The organism is Pseudonocardia sp. P1 (assembly GCF_000178675.2).
In the GTDB taxonomy this organism is placed as follows: domain Bacteria; phylum Actinomycetota; class Actinomycetes; order Mycobacteriales; family Pseudonocardiaceae; genus Pseudonocardia.
In genome coordinates, this window is record NZ_ADUJ02000001.1 from 753,174 (window position 1) to 769,638 (window position 16,465).

At 74.7% G+C, this 16,465-nt stretch carries 17 protein-coding genes; 8 read left to right on the plus strand and 9 right to left on the minus strand.

Features of this window, described 5'->3' with window-relative positions:
• Positions 1–189: 189 nt before the first annotated feature.
• Positions 190–768: an O-methyltransferase gene (locus PP1_RS02985; RefSeq protein WP_212592102.1), complete on the plus strand. Its 579-nt coding sequence runs from the start codon at positions 190–192 to the stop codon at positions 766–768.
• Positions 769–856: 88 nt separating this feature from the next.
• Here the strand turns inward: PP1_RS02985 and PP1_RS02990 are convergent, their stop codons facing one another.
• The gene (locus PP1_RS02990) at positions 857–2,008 is read right to left on the minus strand and encodes an acyltransferase family protein (protein WP_010230199.1); all 1,152 of its coding nucleotides are present in this window, start codon (positions 2,006–2,008) and stop codon (positions 857–859) included.
• Entirely contained in the window at positions 2,005–2,634 is a 630-nt protein-coding gene (locus PP1_RS02995) for a TetR/AcrR family transcriptional regulator (protein ID WP_010230202.1), read from the minus strand. Before PP1_RS02995 ends, PP1_RS02990 begins: the two co-directional genes overlap by 4 nt.
• Positions 2,635–2,716: 82 nt before the next feature.
• Here PP1_RS02995 and PP1_RS03000 point away from each other — a divergent pair, with 82 nt between their 5' ends.
• Positions 2,717–4,111 (plus strand): sugar porter family MFS transporter, encoded by a 1,395-nt coding sequence (locus PP1_RS03000; protein WP_010230205.1) that lies wholly within the window; start codon positions 2,717–2,719, stop codon positions 4,109–4,111.
• Between the two features lie 57 nt (positions 4,112–4,168).
• On the opposite strand, the gene PP1_RS03005 is transcribed toward PP1_RS03000, so the two are convergent.
• Positions 4,169–6,505 (minus strand): molybdopterin-dependent oxidoreductase, encoded by a 2,337-nt coding sequence (locus tag PP1_RS03005; protein WP_249265978.1) that lies wholly within the window; start codon positions 6,503–6,505, stop codon positions 4,169–4,171.
• A gap of 67 nt (positions 6,506–6,572) precedes the next feature.
• Here PP1_RS03005 and PP1_RS03010 point away from each other — a divergent pair, with 67 nt between their 5' ends.
• Together PP1_RS03010 and PP1_RS03015 are read left to right on the plus strand one after the other, a co-directional pair.
• On the plus strand, positions 6,573–7,094 hold the full coding sequence (locus tag PP1_RS03010; protein ID WP_010230211.1) for a mycothiol transferase: 522 nt from the start codon (positions 6,573–6,575) through the stop codon (positions 7,092–7,094).
• A 51-nt stretch (positions 7,095–7,145) separates the two neighbouring features.
• The gene (locus PP1_RS03015; RefSeq protein ID WP_075314192.1) at positions 7,146–8,069 is read left to right on the plus strand and encodes a LysR family transcriptional regulator; all 924 of its coding nucleotides are present in this window, start codon (positions 7,146–7,148) and stop codon (positions 8,067–8,069) included.
• Here PP1_RS03015 and PP1_RS03020 read toward each other — a convergent pair.
• From PP1_RS03020 to PP1_RS03030, 3 genes are all read right to left on the minus strand, one after another.
• Positions 8,010–9,323, minus strand: coding sequence for an MFS transporter (locus PP1_RS03020; RefSeq protein ID WP_212592101.1), 1,314 nt, complete (start codon positions 9,321–9,323; stop codon positions 8,010–8,012). The two genes, PP1_RS03015 and PP1_RS03020, sit on opposite strands and share 60 nt — an antisense overlap.
• Complete coding sequence (locus tag PP1_RS03025; protein WP_075314191.1) at positions 9,320–9,757, minus strand: MarR family winged helix-turn-helix transcriptional regulator; 438 nt, start codon at positions 9,755–9,757, stop codon at positions 9,320–9,322. The genes PP1_RS03020 and PP1_RS03025 overlap by 4 nt, the downstream gene beginning before the upstream one ends.
• Before the next feature lie 91 nt (positions 9,758–9,848).
• Complete coding sequence (locus PP1_RS03030) at positions 9,849–10,322, minus strand: MarR family winged helix-turn-helix transcriptional regulator (RefSeq protein ID WP_010231106.1); 474 nt, start codon at positions 10,320–10,322, stop codon at positions 9,849–9,851.
• A gap of 113 nt (positions 10,323–10,435) precedes the next feature.
• Here PP1_RS03030 and PP1_RS03035 point away from each other — a divergent pair, with 113 nt between their 5' ends.
• Positions 10,436–10,912 (plus strand): nucleoside deaminase, encoded by a 477-nt coding sequence (locus PP1_RS03035; protein WP_010231108.1) that lies wholly within the window; start codon positions 10,436–10,438, stop codon positions 10,910–10,912.
• A gap of 206 nt (positions 10,913–11,118) precedes the next feature.
• On the plus strand, positions 11,119–11,547 hold the full coding sequence (locus PP1_RS03040) for a DoxX family protein (protein ID WP_010231112.1): 429 nt from the start codon (positions 11,119–11,121) through the stop codon (positions 11,545–11,547).
• On the opposite strand, the gene PP1_RS03045 is transcribed toward PP1_RS03040, so the two are convergent.
• The 3 genes from PP1_RS03045 to PP1_RS03055 are packed head-to-tail and all read right to left on the minus strand — an operon-like array spanning position 11,535 to position 13,907.
• The gene (locus PP1_RS03045) at positions 11,535–12,023 is read right to left on the minus strand and encodes an SRPBCC family protein (RefSeq protein ID WP_010231114.1); all 489 of its coding nucleotides are present in this window, start codon (positions 12,021–12,023) and stop codon (positions 11,535–11,537) included. The genes PP1_RS03040 and PP1_RS03045 overlap by 13 nt on opposite strands.
• 26 nt (positions 12,024–12,049) lie before the next feature.
• Positions 12,050–13,153 (minus strand): baeRF2 domain-containing protein, encoded by a 1,104-nt coding sequence (locus PP1_RS03050; RefSeq protein ID WP_075314190.1) that lies wholly within the window; start codon positions 13,151–13,153, stop codon positions 12,050–12,052.
• Positions 13,154–13,196: 43 nt separating this feature from the next.
• The gene (locus PP1_RS03055) at positions 13,197–13,907 is read right to left on the minus strand and encodes an IclR family transcriptional regulator (protein ID WP_170918891.1); all 711 of its coding nucleotides are present in this window, start codon (positions 13,905–13,907) and stop codon (positions 13,197–13,199) included.
• 88 nt (positions 13,908–13,995) lie between these two features.
• Here PP1_RS03055 and PP1_RS03060 point away from each other — a divergent pair, with 88 nt between their 5' ends.
• Both PP1_RS03060 and PP1_RS03065 read left to right on the plus strand, forming a co-directional pair.
• A complete protein-coding gene (locus PP1_RS03060) occupies positions 13,996–15,192 on the plus strand; it encodes a CaiB/BaiF CoA transferase family protein (RefSeq protein WP_033200104.1) in 1,197 nt (398 codons plus the stop codon).
• A gap of 73 nt (positions 15,193–15,265) precedes the next feature.
• Complete coding sequence (locus PP1_RS03065; protein WP_060572114.1) at positions 15,266–16,465, plus strand: acyl-CoA dehydrogenase family protein; 1,200 nt, start codon at positions 15,266–15,268, stop codon at positions 16,463–16,465.

Below are 16,465 nucleotides of genomic sequence, written 5' to 3' on the forward strand. Positions count from 1 at the left end.
TGATCGGCCCGCGCTCACCGGATCGCGTGAGCGGAACCGGATTCGGTGAGCGCCGAGGGTGTCCTCCGCGTTCCGCGGAACGCGACGCGCGGAGACTCGCCGCCGGGCGGCGGCGACAGGGGAGGCGGCGACTGGGACGGCAGCGACAGGGACGGCGAGGAGTGGCCGGGCGGGTACAGACTGGCGGCCGTGGATCCGAAGGTGCACCGCGTGCTCGACAGGCTGCTGGCCGACGCCGCGGCGCACGACGCCGCCGAGCCCGATCGGCTGCGGCGGTGGCGCGTCCTCGAACCGGACGCGGGGGCGCTGCTCGGTTTCCTCGTCCGCCTGACCCGCGCCCGCGAGGCCGTCGAGATCGGCACCTCGCAGGGTGCCTCCACGCTCGTCCTCGCGGAGGCACTCGCCGGCACCGGCGGGCACCTGACCAGCGTCGACACCGGGCTGCAAGCCGGTGCCCGGGACCGGATCGACGAGGCGGGCCTGACCGGGCGGGTCACCTTCCTGCGCGGCGACGGCGGCGGGCTGCTCGCCGGGTGGCCGGACGGGAGCCTCGATCTCCTGTTCCTCGACGCCGAGCGGACCGAGTACGCGTCGTGGTGGCCGCACCCGACGCGCGTGCTGCACCCGGGCGGGCTGCTCGCCGTGGACAACGCGCTCTCGCACGCCGCCGAGGTCGCTCCACTGGCCGAACGGCTGGACGCCGAGCCGGGGGTGCACACGGTCACGGTGCCCGTCGGCAAGGGCGTGCTGCTCGCGTTCCGCTCCTGAGACCCGGCGCCGGCCGATCCCGGAAACCCCTCGATCCCGGGACCCACCGGCGCCACCGCCACGGGAGCCGCCGCTACAGGAACCGGCGCTACAGGAACCGGCGGACCACCCGGGGCCGGCGCACCACCCACGCCGCCGCCCAGCACAGCGGCAGGGACAGCGCGACCAGCAGGAGGGCCTTCGGCGCGGCCGGCGCCGCGACACCGGCCAGCGCCACGCCCAGCCAGGCCACGATCGGCGCGTGCAGGACGAACACCGCGTAGGCGTCGGCCGACAGGAACCGCGCGACCGGCCCGGACCGGTCCAGCCACCGCCGCGCCGCGACCAGCACCGCCACGATCACCGTCACGGTGAACACCCCGTTGAGCACGGCCGTCACCGCCGAGATCGCCGTCCCGCCCCCGTTCGCCCCGGGTCCGCCGGTGGCGACGGCGACCAGCCAGGCCAGGCCGGTAACCACCGCGATCCCGCCCGCGGCCACCCCGGTCCGCGGACGCAGCCGGTCGAACCAGCCGCGCCGCCCACCGGCGATCCCGATCGCGAAGCACAGCGCGTACTGCGGCAGGTACCCCGCCGACGGCAGGACCGTCCAGAACGTCCCGATCGGCACCGCGATCCACCACAGCCAGGACACCGCCGCGAGCACCAAGCCCGCGGCGACGACCGCGGGCACCCCGGGCACCCGGCCACCGGTCTCCGGATCCGTGCCCGCCCCCGCGCGTCCCCGCACGCCCCGGACCAGGGCGTAGGCCAGCGAGAACACCAGGAGCAGCAGCACGAACCAGAGCGGGCCGGGGTCCGGCGTGGTCAGCGCCCACAGCAACGCGTTCCCGGTGCCGTTCCAGGCCGGGAGATAGTAGACCGGCTTGAGCAGCAACACGAACGCCAGGAACGGCACCCCGAGCCGCAGCAGCCGCCCCCGGACGAACCCGCGCACGCCGTGCCGGTCCACCGATCCCGGCACGAACCAGCCGGAGATCAGGAAGAACGCCCCCATGAACCAGGCCTGGTTCACCGCGACGAACGCGTCGAGCAGCACCGCCGAGCCGTCGGTGGGTGGCTCGTAGTACGTCCAGGCCGGGATGTGCGAGTAGGTGATGGCGCAGTGGTGGGCGACCACCAGCGCGGTCAGGCCCACCCGGACGGCGTCCGGCCAGGCCGTGCGAACCCGGCCCCGGACCCGGGCCCCGGTCGTCCCCTCCGTGCCGGCGGGCCCGGCCCGCTCCCCCGTCGTCGTCATGACCCTTCCCCCTCAGGTCGTCGGATCGCCGCCACCAGCAGGTCGGCGAGCTCCTCGGAATACGCGACGAGATCCGTCTCCGGCCGCGCGATCCAGTACGCGAACATCGAGTCCAGTGCGGACTGCACCGTCACCGCCATCACGCGGTGGTCGAACCGGCGGACCTCGCCGGCCTCGACGGCCCGGCCGTACATCCACTCCAGGCCGAGGTACAGGTCCTCGTTGGTGGTCACGCCGTAGCGCAACCGGCCGTCCTTGCGCCGCAGGTGCGTGACGATCTCCCCCACCGCCACCAGCTCGTCCCGGTGCGCCACGCCGTCGCGGGCGACGGCCAGCACGTGCGCGCGCACCGTCTCCAGCGGGGCCAGCCCCTCCAGCTGCGGGACGACCCGCTCGGCGATCCCGGTGTAGATCGCCGTCACGCACTCCTCCATCAGCTCCTCCTTGCCGGAGAAGTGGTAGGAGATGACCCCCTTCGAGATCCCCGCGGTGCGTGCGATCGCCGCCAGGGAGGCGTTGCCGAACCCGTCGCCGGCCACCGTCGTGACCGCGGCCTCGATGATCTGTCGCCGTCGCGCCTGCTCGATGAACGTCTTCTGACCGTCCGCCCTGGAATCTGACCGCACGGCCAGAAATATAGCCGGACGACCAGTCGAGGTCCACCCGGTTCCGGTTGCGACCCGCAACCCATCGACGGACGATCATCGGGTGACTTCGGGGGCGGAGGCGGCACGACGGCCGTCGCAGTGGGCGATCTGGTTCTTCGGCGCGCTCGGCGGGATCCTGTGGGGCTTCGACACCGGGGTGATCTCCGGCGCGATCCTCTTCATCCCGGACGACGTCCCGCTCACGTCGCTGCAGGAGGGCCTCGTCGTGTCCGGCCTGCTGGTCGGGGCGATGCTGGGCGCCGGGGTCTCGGGCCGGCTGGCCGACACCCTCGGCAGGCGGCTGCTGATCCTCGCCGGCGGGATCGTCTTCGTGGTCGGCACCCTGGGCACGGCGCTCGGGGTCACCGTCGCGATGCTGGTCGGGTTCCGGTTCGTGATGGGGATCGGCGTCGGCATCGTCTCGGTGGTCGTCCCGATGTACCTCTCCGAGCTCGCGCCCGCCCACATCCGCGGACGTCTCACCTCGCTGATGCAGCTGCTCGTGACCGTCGGGATCTTCCTCGCCTACGTCACCGCGTACGCGTTCGCCGAGGCGCGGGACTGGCGCTGGATGATCGGGCTCGGCGTGATCCCGGCCGTCGTGCTGGCGATCGGCATCTACACCCAGCCGGAGAGCCCGCGGTGGCTCGTCGCGCACAAGGCCGACGGCGGCGAGGCCGACGCGCGACGGCTGCTGCGCCGGCTGCGCAGCACCACGGAGATCGCCGACGCGGAGCTCGACGAGATCAAGGAGAGCGTGCGCGTCGAGCGCGAGCACACCGAGCGGGTCTCGATCCGCAGCCTGTTCGCACCGCGGCTGCGGCGCCTGATGGTGATCGGGCTCCTGCTGGTGTTCTTCCAGAACTTCGTCGGGATCAACACGATCATCTACTACGCGCCGACGCTGCTCACCGAGGTCGGGTTCGGGGCGACCGGGGCGATCGGTGCCAACGTCGCCATCGGTGCGGTGAACATGCTGATGACGCTGCCCGGCATGTGGCTGATCGACCGGGCCGGGCGGCGCCCGCTGCTGCGCTGGGGTGCGCTGGGCATGTGCGTCGCGATGATCGTGCTGGCGGTGACGAACCTGTCCGGGCTGGAGCAGGGCCCGCTGCTGCTCGGGCTGACCCTGGCCGGGATCGTCGTCTACATCGCGTCGTTCTCGATCTCGTGGGGACCGGTGCAGTGGGTCCTGCTGCCGGAGCTGTTCCCGCTGCGGGTCCGGGCCGGGGCCGTCGCGTTCTGCGTGACGTTCAACTGGCTGTTCAACATGACCGTCGCGCTGCTGTTCCCGAGCCTGCTGGAGGCGTTCGGCGCGGGCTGGAACTTCCTGTTCTTCGCGGTGACGACGGCGCTGGGCTACGTCTACGCGACCCGGCTGCTGCCCGAGACCAAGGGCCGCACGCTGGAGCAGATCGAGCGTGACCTCGCGGACCCCGCCGCCGCACGTTCCTGACCGGCGGGGCGCGACCGGCCGCCGGACGGCTCGTGCCGTCCGCGGCGCTCACGGCACTCACGGTGCTTCCGGCGCCCGGTGCACCTCCACCGCGGGCAGCGGATGGTCGAACCGGCTCACCGCGACCGCGCAGAGCTGTCCGGTGCAGCCCTGGGCGAACCGCGACGAGCCGCGGTCGCGGGTGACCGCGTTCGGGTTGCCGTGCGCGCACAGCCCGTCGTCGCCGAGTTCGGGGCGCTCCGGATCGGCCGTCGGCGCCCACCACGCGCCGGTCGGGAGCTGCAGCACCCCGGGCCGGATGTCGTCGGTGAGGCGGGCGGCGGCGAGGGTCGCGCCGCGGTCGTTGTGCAGCCGGACGACGTCGCCGTCGGCGATCCCGAGCGGGCCGGCGTCGTCCGGGTGGATCCGGACGACCTCGCGTCCGGACCGCTTCGACCCGGAGCTGTGCGCGCCGAAGTCGAGCTGCGAGTGCAGCCGGGTCGCCGGCTGGTTGGAGACCAGCCAGAACGGGTGCCGCTCGTCCGGGGCCTCGGTCGGTTCCCGCCATGCCGGGTGGCCGGGGCAGTCGTCGTAGCCGTGCCCGGCGATCGTCGCCGACCCGACCTGGACCCGGCCGGACGGCGTCGGCAGCGGGTGGCCCTCGGGGTCGGCGCGGAACCGAGCGAGCACACCGCCGTCGTCGGGCCGTCGCGGCAGCTCCAGCTCCCCGCGCTCCCAGAACTCCTCGAAGTCCGGCGCGGGCTCGCCCCGGTCGGCGAGCGCCTTGCGGGTGCGGTCGTACATGTGCACCAGCCACTCGTGCGCGGTGCGGCCCTCGGTGAAGGCCTCGCCGTGGCCGAGCCGGTGCGCGAGCGCGGAGAGCACGTCGTAGTCGTCACGGGCCTCGCCGTGCACGGGGACGAGCTGCTTCATCGCGACGAGCAGCGCGTCGGAGCTGGTGGCGCCGATGTCGTCGCGCTCGATCGTCATGGTCGAGGGCAGGACGACGTCGGCGTGCCGGGCCGTCGCCGTCCAGACGGGGTCGTGCACGACGAAGGTGTCCAGCTCGGCGACCGCCCGCCGCAGCCGGCGCAGGTCCTGGTGGTGGTGGAACGGGTTGCCGCCCGCCCACCAGGCCATCCGCACGTGCGGGTAGGTGCGCTCGGCGCCGTCGTAGTCGTAGGTCCCGCCCGGGTGCAGCAGCATGTCCGCGACCCGGGCGACCGGGATGAACGAGTTCACCGGGTTCGGGGCCCGGGAGAAGCTCGGGACCGGCACCGCGTTGCGCGGCCGGCCGTAGTGCCCGAGGGAGCCGAGGCCGTAGTTGAACCCGCCGCCGGGCAGCCCGATCTGACCGAGGACGGCCGCGAGCGCCGTCCCGCCCCAGACCGGCTGCTCCCCGTGCTCGGCGCGCTGCAGCGACTGCGCGACGGTGACCAGGGTGCGGCCGTAGGCGATCCGCCAGGCCAGCTCCCGGATCGCGGACGCGTCGATGCCGGTGATCGCCGACGCCCAGGCGGCGTCCTTGGCGGGGGCGGCGAACAGGTACTCGCGCAGCGTCTCCCAGCCGTCGCAGTGCGAGGCGAGGAAGTCCGAGTCGTGCCGGCCCTCGGCGACGACGGTGTGCATCAGCGCGAGCATCAGCGCCACGTCGGTGCCGGGGCGGATCGGCAGCCAGGTCGCGTCGACCTCCTCGGGCAGATCCGGACGCAGCGGGCTGACCAGCACGAACATCGCGCCCCGGTCCCGGGCGGCGCGCATCGCACCGCGCTCCACGTGCCGCGACACCCCGCCCGCCGCGATGCCCGAGTTCTTCAGCGCCATCCCGCCGAACGCGAGCACGGTGTCGGTGTGCGCGGCGACCTGGTCCCAGGTGACGGCGTAGCGGGTGACGGCGTCGAACCCGCCCAATATCTGCGGCAGCAGCACCTCCGCGGCGCCACCGGAGTAGGAGTTGACCGAGCGGGTGTAGCCGCCGGTCACCGCCAGGAAGCGGTGCAGCTGGCCCTGCGCGTGGTGGAAGCGCCCGGCCGACGCCCATCCGTACGACCCGCCGTAGACGGCCTCGTCGCCGTGGGTCGAGCGGACCCGGTGGGTCTCCTCGGCGAGCCGGTCCAGGACGGCCTCCCAGGAGACCGTGCGGTACCCGTCGCGTCCGCGGCCGGGGTCGCGCCCCGGCCCGCGCTCCCACCAGCCGCGCCGCACCGCGGGCGCGGCGACCCGTGCCGGGTGTCCGACGGCGGACGGGATGTTGTCCAGCACCGGCGACGGGTCCGGGTCGCCGGGGTGTGGGCGGACCCGCAACCGACGGCCGTCGTAGCGGGCGGTGAACACGCCCCAGTGCGCGCTGTGGGTCTTCTCGGCGTCGATGATCACTCCGCGGGATTCGGTCCGGTCCGGCTCACCGCGTTCCACGCTAGGCCGCACCGGCCCGCATGCGGAAGGGAGCATACGGATCGCCCCGGGTGGGAAGCCTCGCAGCATGACGACCTCCGCGGAGCTGCTCATCGACCACTTCGGCCGCGTCGACGAGCTGGTGCACGACGTGCTCGACGGGCTGACCGAGGCCGATCTCGCCCGCCGTCCGGAGGTCGCCGGGTCCGGTGGGCCCGGGAACCCGATCGGCTGGCTGGTCTGGCACCTGCTGCGGGTGCAGGACGACCACGTCGCCGAGGCGTTCGGCACCGGCCAGGTCTGGACCGGCGACGGCTGGGCCGACCGCTTCGGCCTGGACCTCGATCCCGCCGACACCGGGTTCGGCCACACCCCGGAGCAGGTCGGGCGGGTCCGCACGACCGCGGGGCTCCTCACCGGGTACGGCGAGGCCGTGCACGCCCGCACGGTGGCGCACCTGGGCGGTCTCGGCGACGACGACCTGTCCCGGATCCTGCCCTCGACCTGGGGCGAGGGTGTGAGCCTGGGCGTGCGGCTGGTGAGCGTGCTCGGCGACGACCTGCAGCACGCCGGGCAGGCCGCCTACCTGCGAGGCCTGTTCGGGGTGTGACACCGGCGGCCGTACCGGTCCGCGGCGGTACCTGCGCCTAGGCTGGACCGGATGTCCACCGCACCCGTACGCGTCCCCGACCTGACCGCGCTCGCCCTGGTCGTCACCGTGGCCCGCACCGGCGGGCTCGCCGCCGCCGCGCAGGAGCAGGGGCTGTCGGTGCAGGCCGCGTCGTCGCGGCTCCGGACACTGGAGCAGCAGGTCGGCGGGCCCGTCCTCGAGCGGACGCGGCGCGGCCGGTCGGGGCGGCTCACCGCCCGCGGGGTGCTGCTGGCGGAGTGGGCCGGTCCGCTGCTGGACACGGCCCGCGATCTCGACGCGGCGCTGGCGGTGCTGCGCCCGGCGCCGGACGGGACCGACCCGGTCGTCCTGGCGGCCGGGTCGGGGGTGGCGGAGTGCCTGCTCCCCCGCTGGCTGGTGGAGCTGCGGGACGGCCCGGGCGGGCGGATCTCGCTGCTCGACACCGACGACCCCGCGACCGCGGTGCGCGACGGCGACGCGGCCGTCGGCGTCGTCGAGACGCCCGGCCCGCTGGACAAGCTGCACGCCGCGACCGTCGCGACGGACGCGCTCGTCCTCGTCGTCGCTCCCGGGCACCACTGGGCGGGCGGGCCGGGGGTCGGCGCCGCGGAGCTGCTCGCCACTCCCCTGCTCACCCGCCGCCCGGGGACGGGGTCGCGGCCCGCCGCCGAGGCCGCGCTCACCGCGGCCGCCCCCGGGGTCACGGCCGCCGCGCCGCTGTCCGAGCTCGCCGCCGACGCGGCCGTCCGCGCGGCCGTGCGGGCCGGCGACGGCCCGGCGCTCCTCGGGCGGACGTCGGTGGCCGCCGACCTGGCCGCGGGCTCCGCGGTCGAGGTCCCGGTGCACGGCGCCGATCTCGGCCGCGAGTTCCGCGCGGTCTGGCAGGAGGGCACGTCACCGCAGGGGACCGCGCGCGACCTCCTCCGCATCGCCACCGGCGGCCGGATCCGCTGACCGCCCGTCCCGCTCCGCCCGCGCAGCACGCCGGGCGGCGGGCAGGCCGATGAGGGCCGCGGCCAGGCAGGCGACGGCGCCGAGCGCGAGGCCGCCCCGGCCGCCGAGGTGCTCGCTCACCCACCCCGCGACCGGGCCGCCGATCGGGGTCGAGCCGAGGAAGGCGACCGACCACAACGCCATCACCCGGCCCCGCATGTGCGGCTCCGAGGCCAGCTGCATCGTGCTGTTCCCGCCCGCCATGAACGCCACGCTGGCCATCCCGACCATCGCCATCGCGACGAGCGCGACCCACAACGACGGGGCGGCCGCCGCGAGGCCGAGCACCACGCCGAACACGAGCGCCGTGCGCACCAGGGACGGCAGCCCGGTCCGGCCCCGCCCGGCGACGACCAGCCCGCCGATCACGGCGCCGACGCCCATCGCCCCGGTGAGGTAGCCGTAGGTGCTCGCGTTCCCGCCGAACGTCTCCGACGCGACGACCGGCAGCACCACCGGGAACTCGTAGGCCAGACAGCCGATCAGCGCCATCATGACCAGCGGGACGAGCAGGTCGGGGTTGCCGCGGACGTAGGCCAGTCCCTCGCGGAGCTGCCCGGGCGCCCGCGGGGCGGGCTCGGTCGGGGTGAGCGCGGAGACGTCGAGCCGCAGCAGCGACGTCACGACGGCGACGAAGCTGGCCGCGTTCACCGCGAAGCACACCCCGGTGCCCCCGGCGACGATCACCAGGCCGGCGACGGCGGGGCCGACCGCGCGGGCGGCGTTGGTCAGCACCGAGTTGAGGGTGACGGCGTTGCGCAGGTCGTCGCGGCCGACCAGCTCCTGCACGAACGCCTGCCGGGCCGGGTTCTCGAACGCCTTGTTCAGCCCCAGCACCGCGGCCAGGACGTAGACGTGCCAGAGCGCGACCGTCCCGGTCAGGGTCAGCACGGCCAGCGCGAGTGCCTGCAGGCCCATGACCGACTGCAGCCCGACCATCAGCCGCCGCTTGTCGACCCGGTCCACCCACACGCCCGCGTACGGCCCGAGCAGCAGGGTGGGCAGGGTCTGCATCGCGACGACGGTGCCGAGCACGGCCGCGGACCCGGTCAGCTCGTAGACCAGCCAGGACTGGGCGACCGACTGCATCCAGGTGCCGACCAGCGAGATCGACTGTCCGCCGAACCAGAGCCGGTAGTTGGGCCCGGACAGCGCGGCGAAGGTGCGGCCGGCGGCGGACCGGGCCGACGAGCGGAGCGCCGAGCCGGTGATCACCGGGCGTCCCGCAGCGACGACGCGAGGGCCTCCAGCGCGGGGAGCGCGGCACGCAGGCCGTCGGCCTGGACGTCGGGCAGGGCGTCGACGTGCTCGGCGAGCAGCCTGGCCCGCTCCGCGCGCTGCCGCTCGTGCTCGGCCCGGCCGGTCCCGGTCGCGGCCACCCGGACGGCGCGACCGTCGTCGGGGTCGGTGTCGCGGGCCAGCAGCCCGGCCGCCTCCAGCTTGCCCGCCATCCGGGACAGCATCGTCGGGTTGAGCCCCTCGAGGGTCGCGAGCTCGCCCATCCCGATCGGCCCGCGCACGACGACCGTGCCGAGCACCGAGACCTGGGTGCGGGTGAGCTCGGACCCGCGGGAGTGCCGGTCCAGGCCGCGCCCGATCCGGGCGAGGACGACGCGCAGCCGGGCCAGCTCGTCGGGGTCGAGACTCATCGTGCTCCGGTCTCCCGCCTGTCGTTCTGTTGCCTGTCGGCAAGCATATACCCGGGGACAGGAGGGTGCCGGTGGACGTGAGCGGGAGAACTCAGCCGGCCGGCTCGTCGTGCTCGTCGCGTCCGTCACGCAGCCGCGCGGCGAGCCGCTGGAGGTCGTCGCGCAGGCGGAAGAGCTCGTCGAGATCCATCCCGGTCGCCCGGATGACCTGCTCCTGCGCGACCGCGGCCCGGCTGCGCAGGGCCCGACCCTCCTCGGTCAGCGAGACCTGCACGGTGCGCTCGTCGTCGGGACGGCGGGCCCGCACGACGAGCCCGCGCTTCTCGAGCCGGGTCAGCATCGGCGACAGCGTGCCGCTGTCCAGGACCATCCGCTCGCCGAGCTCGCGCTGCGGCACGGACTCCTCGGCCCACAGCACCAGCAGCACCGCGTACTGGCTGTAGGTGAGGCCGATCGCGTCGAGGATCGGTCGGTAACAGCCGGTCATCGCCCGCGAGGCCGAGTGCAGCGCGAAACAGAGCTGCTCGTCGAGCGCCAGCGGCGCAACGGTTCCGGTCCGGTCCATCCCCACAGGGTAGGCCGTCACCGCGCGGAGTCCACCGGGCGTCGTGTCCGGCGCGCCGCGGGCGGGCCCGGAACGGCCCTACGATCGGCGGGACCGGAAGGGGTGATCGGGCGATGGACGAGCAGGACCGCGTGCATCTGCGCCGGTGCGTCGAGCTGGCCGAACAGGCCCTCGGGGCCGGGGACGAGCCGTTCGGGTCGGTGCTGGTCGACGCCTCGGGCGTCGTGCGGGCCGAGGACCGGAACCGGGTCGCCGGCGGGGACCCCACCCGTCATCCGGAGTTCGAGCTGGCCCGGCGCGCGACGGAGCTGCTCACTCCCGGTGAGCGGGCCGGGGCGACCGTCTACACCTCCGGTGAGCACTGCCCCATGTGCGCGGCCGCGCACGCCTGGGTCGGGCTGGGACGCATCGTCTACGCGAGCTCGACGGCCCAGCTCACCACGTGGCTGCAGGAGATCGGGACACCGTCGCCCCCGGTCCGGCCGCTTCCGGTGTCGGAGGTGGCGCCGGGGGTCCGGGTGGAGGGCCCCGACCCCGATCTCGCGCCCCGGGTCCGCGCACTGCACCAGCGGTTCCACCGGTGGCACTGAGATCGGTGGCGACGGGACGGGGTCCGGGGCGCCACCGCCCCCGAGCGGCCGCGCCCCGGACCCCGGGGCGACGGACCGGAAGGCTCCCCAGCATCCGGCCCGGTTCCGAGGTCGTCAGGACTTCGGGATACCCGCGCACGACCGCGGTAACCCACACGGGCCGGAAAAGTTCGGGATCCGGCCGCCGTCACCGGAAGGACCGACCGATGCTCCGCACCACCGCCCGCCTGCTGCTCGGCGCCTTCCTGGTGACCGCCGGCGTCGCCCACCTGCTGGTTCCCGCCGAGTTCGGCGCGCAGGTCCCACCGTTCCTGCCCGCCCCGGGCGTGATCGTGCTGGTCTCCGGGCTCGTCGAGATCGCCCTGGCCGCGGCGGTCCTCGTGGCTCCGGCGCGGGTCCGCCCGGCCACCGGCCTGACCGTGGCCGCGCTGTTCGTGCTGGTGTTCCCGGGGAACGTGTCGCAGTACCTGACCGGCACCGCCGCGTTCGGGCTCGACACCGACGGCGCCCGCGCGCTGCGCCTGGTGTTCCAGCCGATGCTGGTGGCGTGGGCGCTGTGGGCCTGCGCGTCGTGGCCGGTGCTGCGCGGGGGGTGGCTCGGACGTCGGCGGGGCGGGGCCCGTCAGCGGTCCTGAACGGTGCGCGCCAGGATGCCGAGGGTCGCCCGGAGCGCCTCCCCGGAGATCAGCGGGAACCCGAGCCCGCGGTAGTCCGGGTGGATGTCCGACCAGTCGCAGTACGACACGACCCGGGTGGCGCCCTCCCCGGCGGGCTCCAGCCGGTAGCCGTAGACGTGCCCGACCGGAGGCCGCATGGTGCCGTCGATGGTCCATGCGATCTCACGGTCCGGCTCGTAGGCGGTGATCACGACGTGCACGTCGTAGCGCCCCATCGGACGGTCACCGAGGGCCTCGCGGTCCATGTGGACGAGGAACCTGTCCCCCGTCGCCGTGACCGGCTCGCCCTCTGCCGACATCAGCATCCCGGAGCTGTCGATCGCCACGTGACCGTGCGGGTCACGCAGCACCGCGAAGATCGCCGACGGCGACGCGTCGACCACCCGTGCCGCCTCGATCCGCTCGCCGGTCGCCGCACTGCGCTCGTCGCTCATGGCTCCCGATCATGCCGGACGGAACGTCAGGCGGCCGGGCCGACCGGGAAGCGCAGGATCGCGCCCAGGCCGTCGGAGAGGGTGACGTCGTCGCCCGGGCGGGCCTGCACCACGTCACCGTCCGCGGAGACGACCGCCCGCACCAGCACGTCCGCGGCGGGCCCGGAGGTCTCCGGTCCGCCGGCGAGCAGCTCGTCGGCCCGCTCGGCGACGGCGGTCGGGTCCGTTCCGACGAGGAGTTCGGTCCCCGGCACCGCCGACGGGTCGACCAGCAGCGTCTCCACGGCGTGCGCGCGGGCGGCTGCGGCGACGCCGGACAGCCCGGTCACGGCGAGGCCGTCGGTGCGGCCCGACGCGGTCGCGTAGCTGGTCACCGCGGTCACCCGGCGCTGCTCGCGGACGTCGTCGGCGGCGGCGCGCACGGTGTCGTCGACCTGCTCGGGGACCGTGCCGCCGGTGTTCTCGATCTCCGCCATGATCTCGGCCGAGGCCGGGGCGAGCTCGTCGCGCAGCCGGGCGCGGGCCGGTGCGTCCCCGGCGACCACGAGCAGTCCCGCGTTGCCGCCGCGGACGAGCTTGTCGACCCGCTCGGCGACGGCCTGGGCGTTGCGCTTCCAGGTCTCCTCCACCCGGGCGTCGGCGCCACCCTCGCCGGGGCCTGCGGTGTTCGCCTTGTGCACCGGTCCGGTCGCGTCCGAGCTCACCGTCTCCACCGAACCGTCGACGGCGCGGATCTCACCGCCGGTCCGGTCGACCGCGACCACGACCGTCGGCACCTCGTCACCGCCCGAGGAGAGCACGGCGAGCAGGTCGGGGACCGGCCCCCAGCTCGCGGTGCCACGCTCCGGCGGCACCTCGCAGTGCCGGTCGAGCAGGACGCGGGCGGAGTCGGCGACGAGCAGCCGGCCCGCCGTGCCGTCGGGAGCGCCGGCGCCGGTCACGGCCTCGTCGAGCACCGCGAGCGTCGCGTCGTCGGCACCGGCGTCGACGAGCCGCTCGCGCAGGTCGCGCCACCGCAGCCGGTACTGCTCGGTCGCGTCGGCCGTGTCGTGCGTGGCGTCCATGACCACGGTCGCGAACGGGCCGGCGCTGTCGTTCAGGTCTCGGATCCAGATGTTTCGCATCACCATCCGCCTTCCCGCTGAGGCCCCGGACAAACACCCCGGAGGTGCCTCAGCCCGACCACGCGTCGGCGGCGTCGGCCAGCGCCTGCGCGACGCCCGCCGGGACCTCGCCGGCGTGCGGGGCGGCCGCGGACAGCGCACCCGTCACCCGGCCCTCGCGGCGCAGCGGGACCGCGACCGCCGCGGCCCCGGGCAGCAGCGTCCCGCTGGCGCCGCGCTCCCCGCCTGCCTCCCGGATCCGGGCACAGGTCTCCAGCAGCGCGGCGGCCGCCGCCGGGTCGCCCTCGTGCGCGTGCAGCGCGATCCGCTTGCGTTCCTCCGGCGGCAGGTGCGCGAGCAGGACCCGCCCGGCCGCGGTGTCCGGGAGCGGCGCCCGCACCCGCGCCGACAGCGCCACGTCGAACGACTCGTCGGCACCGGCCCAGTCCAGGTAGACGGCGTCGTCGCCGATCCGGGCGGCCAGCAGCACCGGGAGGCCCGTCACCCGGGCGAGGTGGTCCAGCGCGTCGTGCGGGACCGCGGGGACCGGCGGGACGCCGGCGCGGGCGGCGAGCATCCACGGCGCGGGCCCGAGCGTGTAGCGACGGTCCCGCTCGTCGAGGTATCCGGTGGCCACGAGGCCGTCGACGAGCTTCTGCACGGACGACACCGGTGCCCCGACCCGGCGGGCCAGCGACGACAGCGTGCTCCCGCCCGGGCGGCGCGCCGCGGCCTCCAGCAGCGCGGCCACCCGGTCCACGGTCCGGTGATGAGTACGCATTTGGGTAAGCGTAACTCGCATCAGGGAACGTCGGTAGCCATGCTGATGTTGTGCGGAGCGAGAACCCCGACGGAAGGACGTGAGGGACGTGAGCACAGCGGGAGCACTCGAAGGGCTGCGCGTGATCGATCTGGCCTCGGTCGTGATGGGCCCGTACGCCTGCCAGATCCTCGGTGACATGGGCGCCGAGGTGATCAAGGTCGAGCCGCCGACGGGCGACATGACGCGCCGCACGATGCCGCAGCGCCACCCCGGGATGGGGGCGCTGGCGCTGAACGTGAACCGCAACAAGCGCTCGCTCGCCCTCGACCTCAAGACCGACGGGGGCCGCGCCGTCCTGGACGACCTGCTCGGCACCGCCGACGTGCTCGTCACCACCATGCGCCCCGGGGCGCTGGCCCGGCTGGGGCTCGCCCCCGACGCGGTGTCGCAGCGGTTCCCGCGCCTGGTCCACGTGCGTGCGCAGGGTTTCCGCAGCGACTCGGAGCTCGCCGACCGCGCCGCCTACGACGAGATCGTGCAGGCGTCCTCCGGGATGGTGGACCTGATGCGCCGGGCGACCGGCACGCCGTCGTACGCGCCGACGATCCTCGCCGACAAGGTCTGCGCCCTGACGATCGCCTACTCCACGCTGGCCGCGGTGATCCACCAGCGCGCCACCGGCGAGGGGCAGCTCGTCGAGGTGCCGATGACCGACACCCTGCTGGCGTTCAACCTGGTCGAGCACCTGTCCGGGCACACGTTCGTCCCCGCGGAGGGGCCGACCGGGTTCAACCGGTCGATGGCGGAGAAGCACGAGGCCGTCGCCACCGCCGACGGCTGGGCCTGCATCCTGCCCTACACCCCGGCGAACATCGCCGACTTCTTCCGCGCCGCCGGCCGCGAGGACCTCGCCACCGACGAGCGGTTCGCCGGCTCCGAGGCGCTCTCGCGGCACCAGCCCGAGCTGTACGCGCTGATCGGCGAGCTCGCCCCGTCGCGCACCACCGCCGAGTGGGGAGAGCTGTGCGCCGACCACTCGATCCCGTTCGCGCCGGTGCTGTCCGTCGACGACGCGGAGGACGACCCGTACGTGACCGGCGGCGGGATCCTCGCCGAGGCCGACCACCCCACGGAGGGCCGCTACCGCTCCATCGGCTTCCCGGTCCGCTTCGCCGGCACCCCCGCCGGGCTCCGCAGCCCGGCCCCGCAGCTGGGTGCCGACGGCGCCGACGTCCTGCGCGAGCTGGGCCGCACCGACGCCCAGATCGAGGAGCTCGTCGAGGCGGGGGTGCTGGCCCGATGAGGGCCGCCGACGTCCTCGCCGCCGGGACGGCCCCGGCCGCGCACCCCACCGCCACCACACAGGAGGACCCGTCATGACCGTGCTGGACCCGCTTCCCGCCGACGTCTACGGCTACGCCGGCCTGCTCGACGACACCGACACGGAGATCCTGGCCCGGGTGCGCCGGTTCGCCGAGCAGCGGATCGCACCGATCGCCGACGACTACTGGGACCGCGCGGAGTTCCCGCACGAGCTGATCCCCGGCTTCGCCGAGCTCGACGTCGTCGGCCTCGCCCGGGACTGGCCGGACCGTCCCGCGCGCTCCCGGCTGCTCACCAGCTTCGTGTCGATGGAGCTGTCCCGCATCGACCCGTCGATGGCGACGTTCTTCGGCGTGCACGCGGGACTCGCGCTGACCTCGATCGACCTGTGCGGTTCCGAGGAGCAGAAGGAGCGCTGGCTCCCGGCGATGCGCCGGATGGAGAGGATCGGCGCGTTCGCGCTGTCCGAGCCGCACGGCGGCTCCGACGTCGCCGGCGGGCTGGAGACGACCGCCGAGCGCGACGGCGACGCCTGGGTCCTGAACGGCGCGAAGCGCTGGATCGGCAACGGCACGTTCGCCGACCTCGTCGTCGTCTGGGCCCGGGACGTCGCCGACGACGCCGTGAAGGGCTTCGTCGTCGAGAAGGACATGCCCGGGTTCGCCGCCACCAAGATGGAGGGCAAGCTGGCCCTGCGCTCGGTGCAGAACGCCGACCTGACCTTCACCGGCGTGCGGGTCCCCGAGGCGAACCGGCTGCCCGGCGCGCAGAGCTTCGCCGACACCAACCGGGTGCTGCGGGTGACCCGCGGCGGGGTCGCCTGGAACGCCGTCGGTGCCATGGCCGGGGTGTACGAGCTCGCCCGCGACTACGCCGTCGACCGCGTCCAGTTCGGGCAGCCGATCGCCGCGTTCCAGCTGGTGCAGGACCACCTCGTGTCGATCCTCGGCAACGTCACGGCCTCGCTGGGCATGGCGGTGCGGATCGCGCAGATGCAGGACGACGGGACGTTCCGCGACGAGCAGGCCGCGCTGGCGAAGCGGCAGGCCACGCTGATGCTGCGCGACTCGGTCGCCCGTGCCCGCGAGGTGTTCGGCGGCAACGGGATCCTGCTGGAGAACAAGGTCGGACGGTTCTTCAACGACGCCGAGGCCCTCTACTCCTACGAGGGCACCAAGGAGATCAACACGCTCGTCGTCGGGCGGTCGGTGACCGGCATCGGGGCCTTCGTCGGGCGGTCGCGGTCCCGCTGA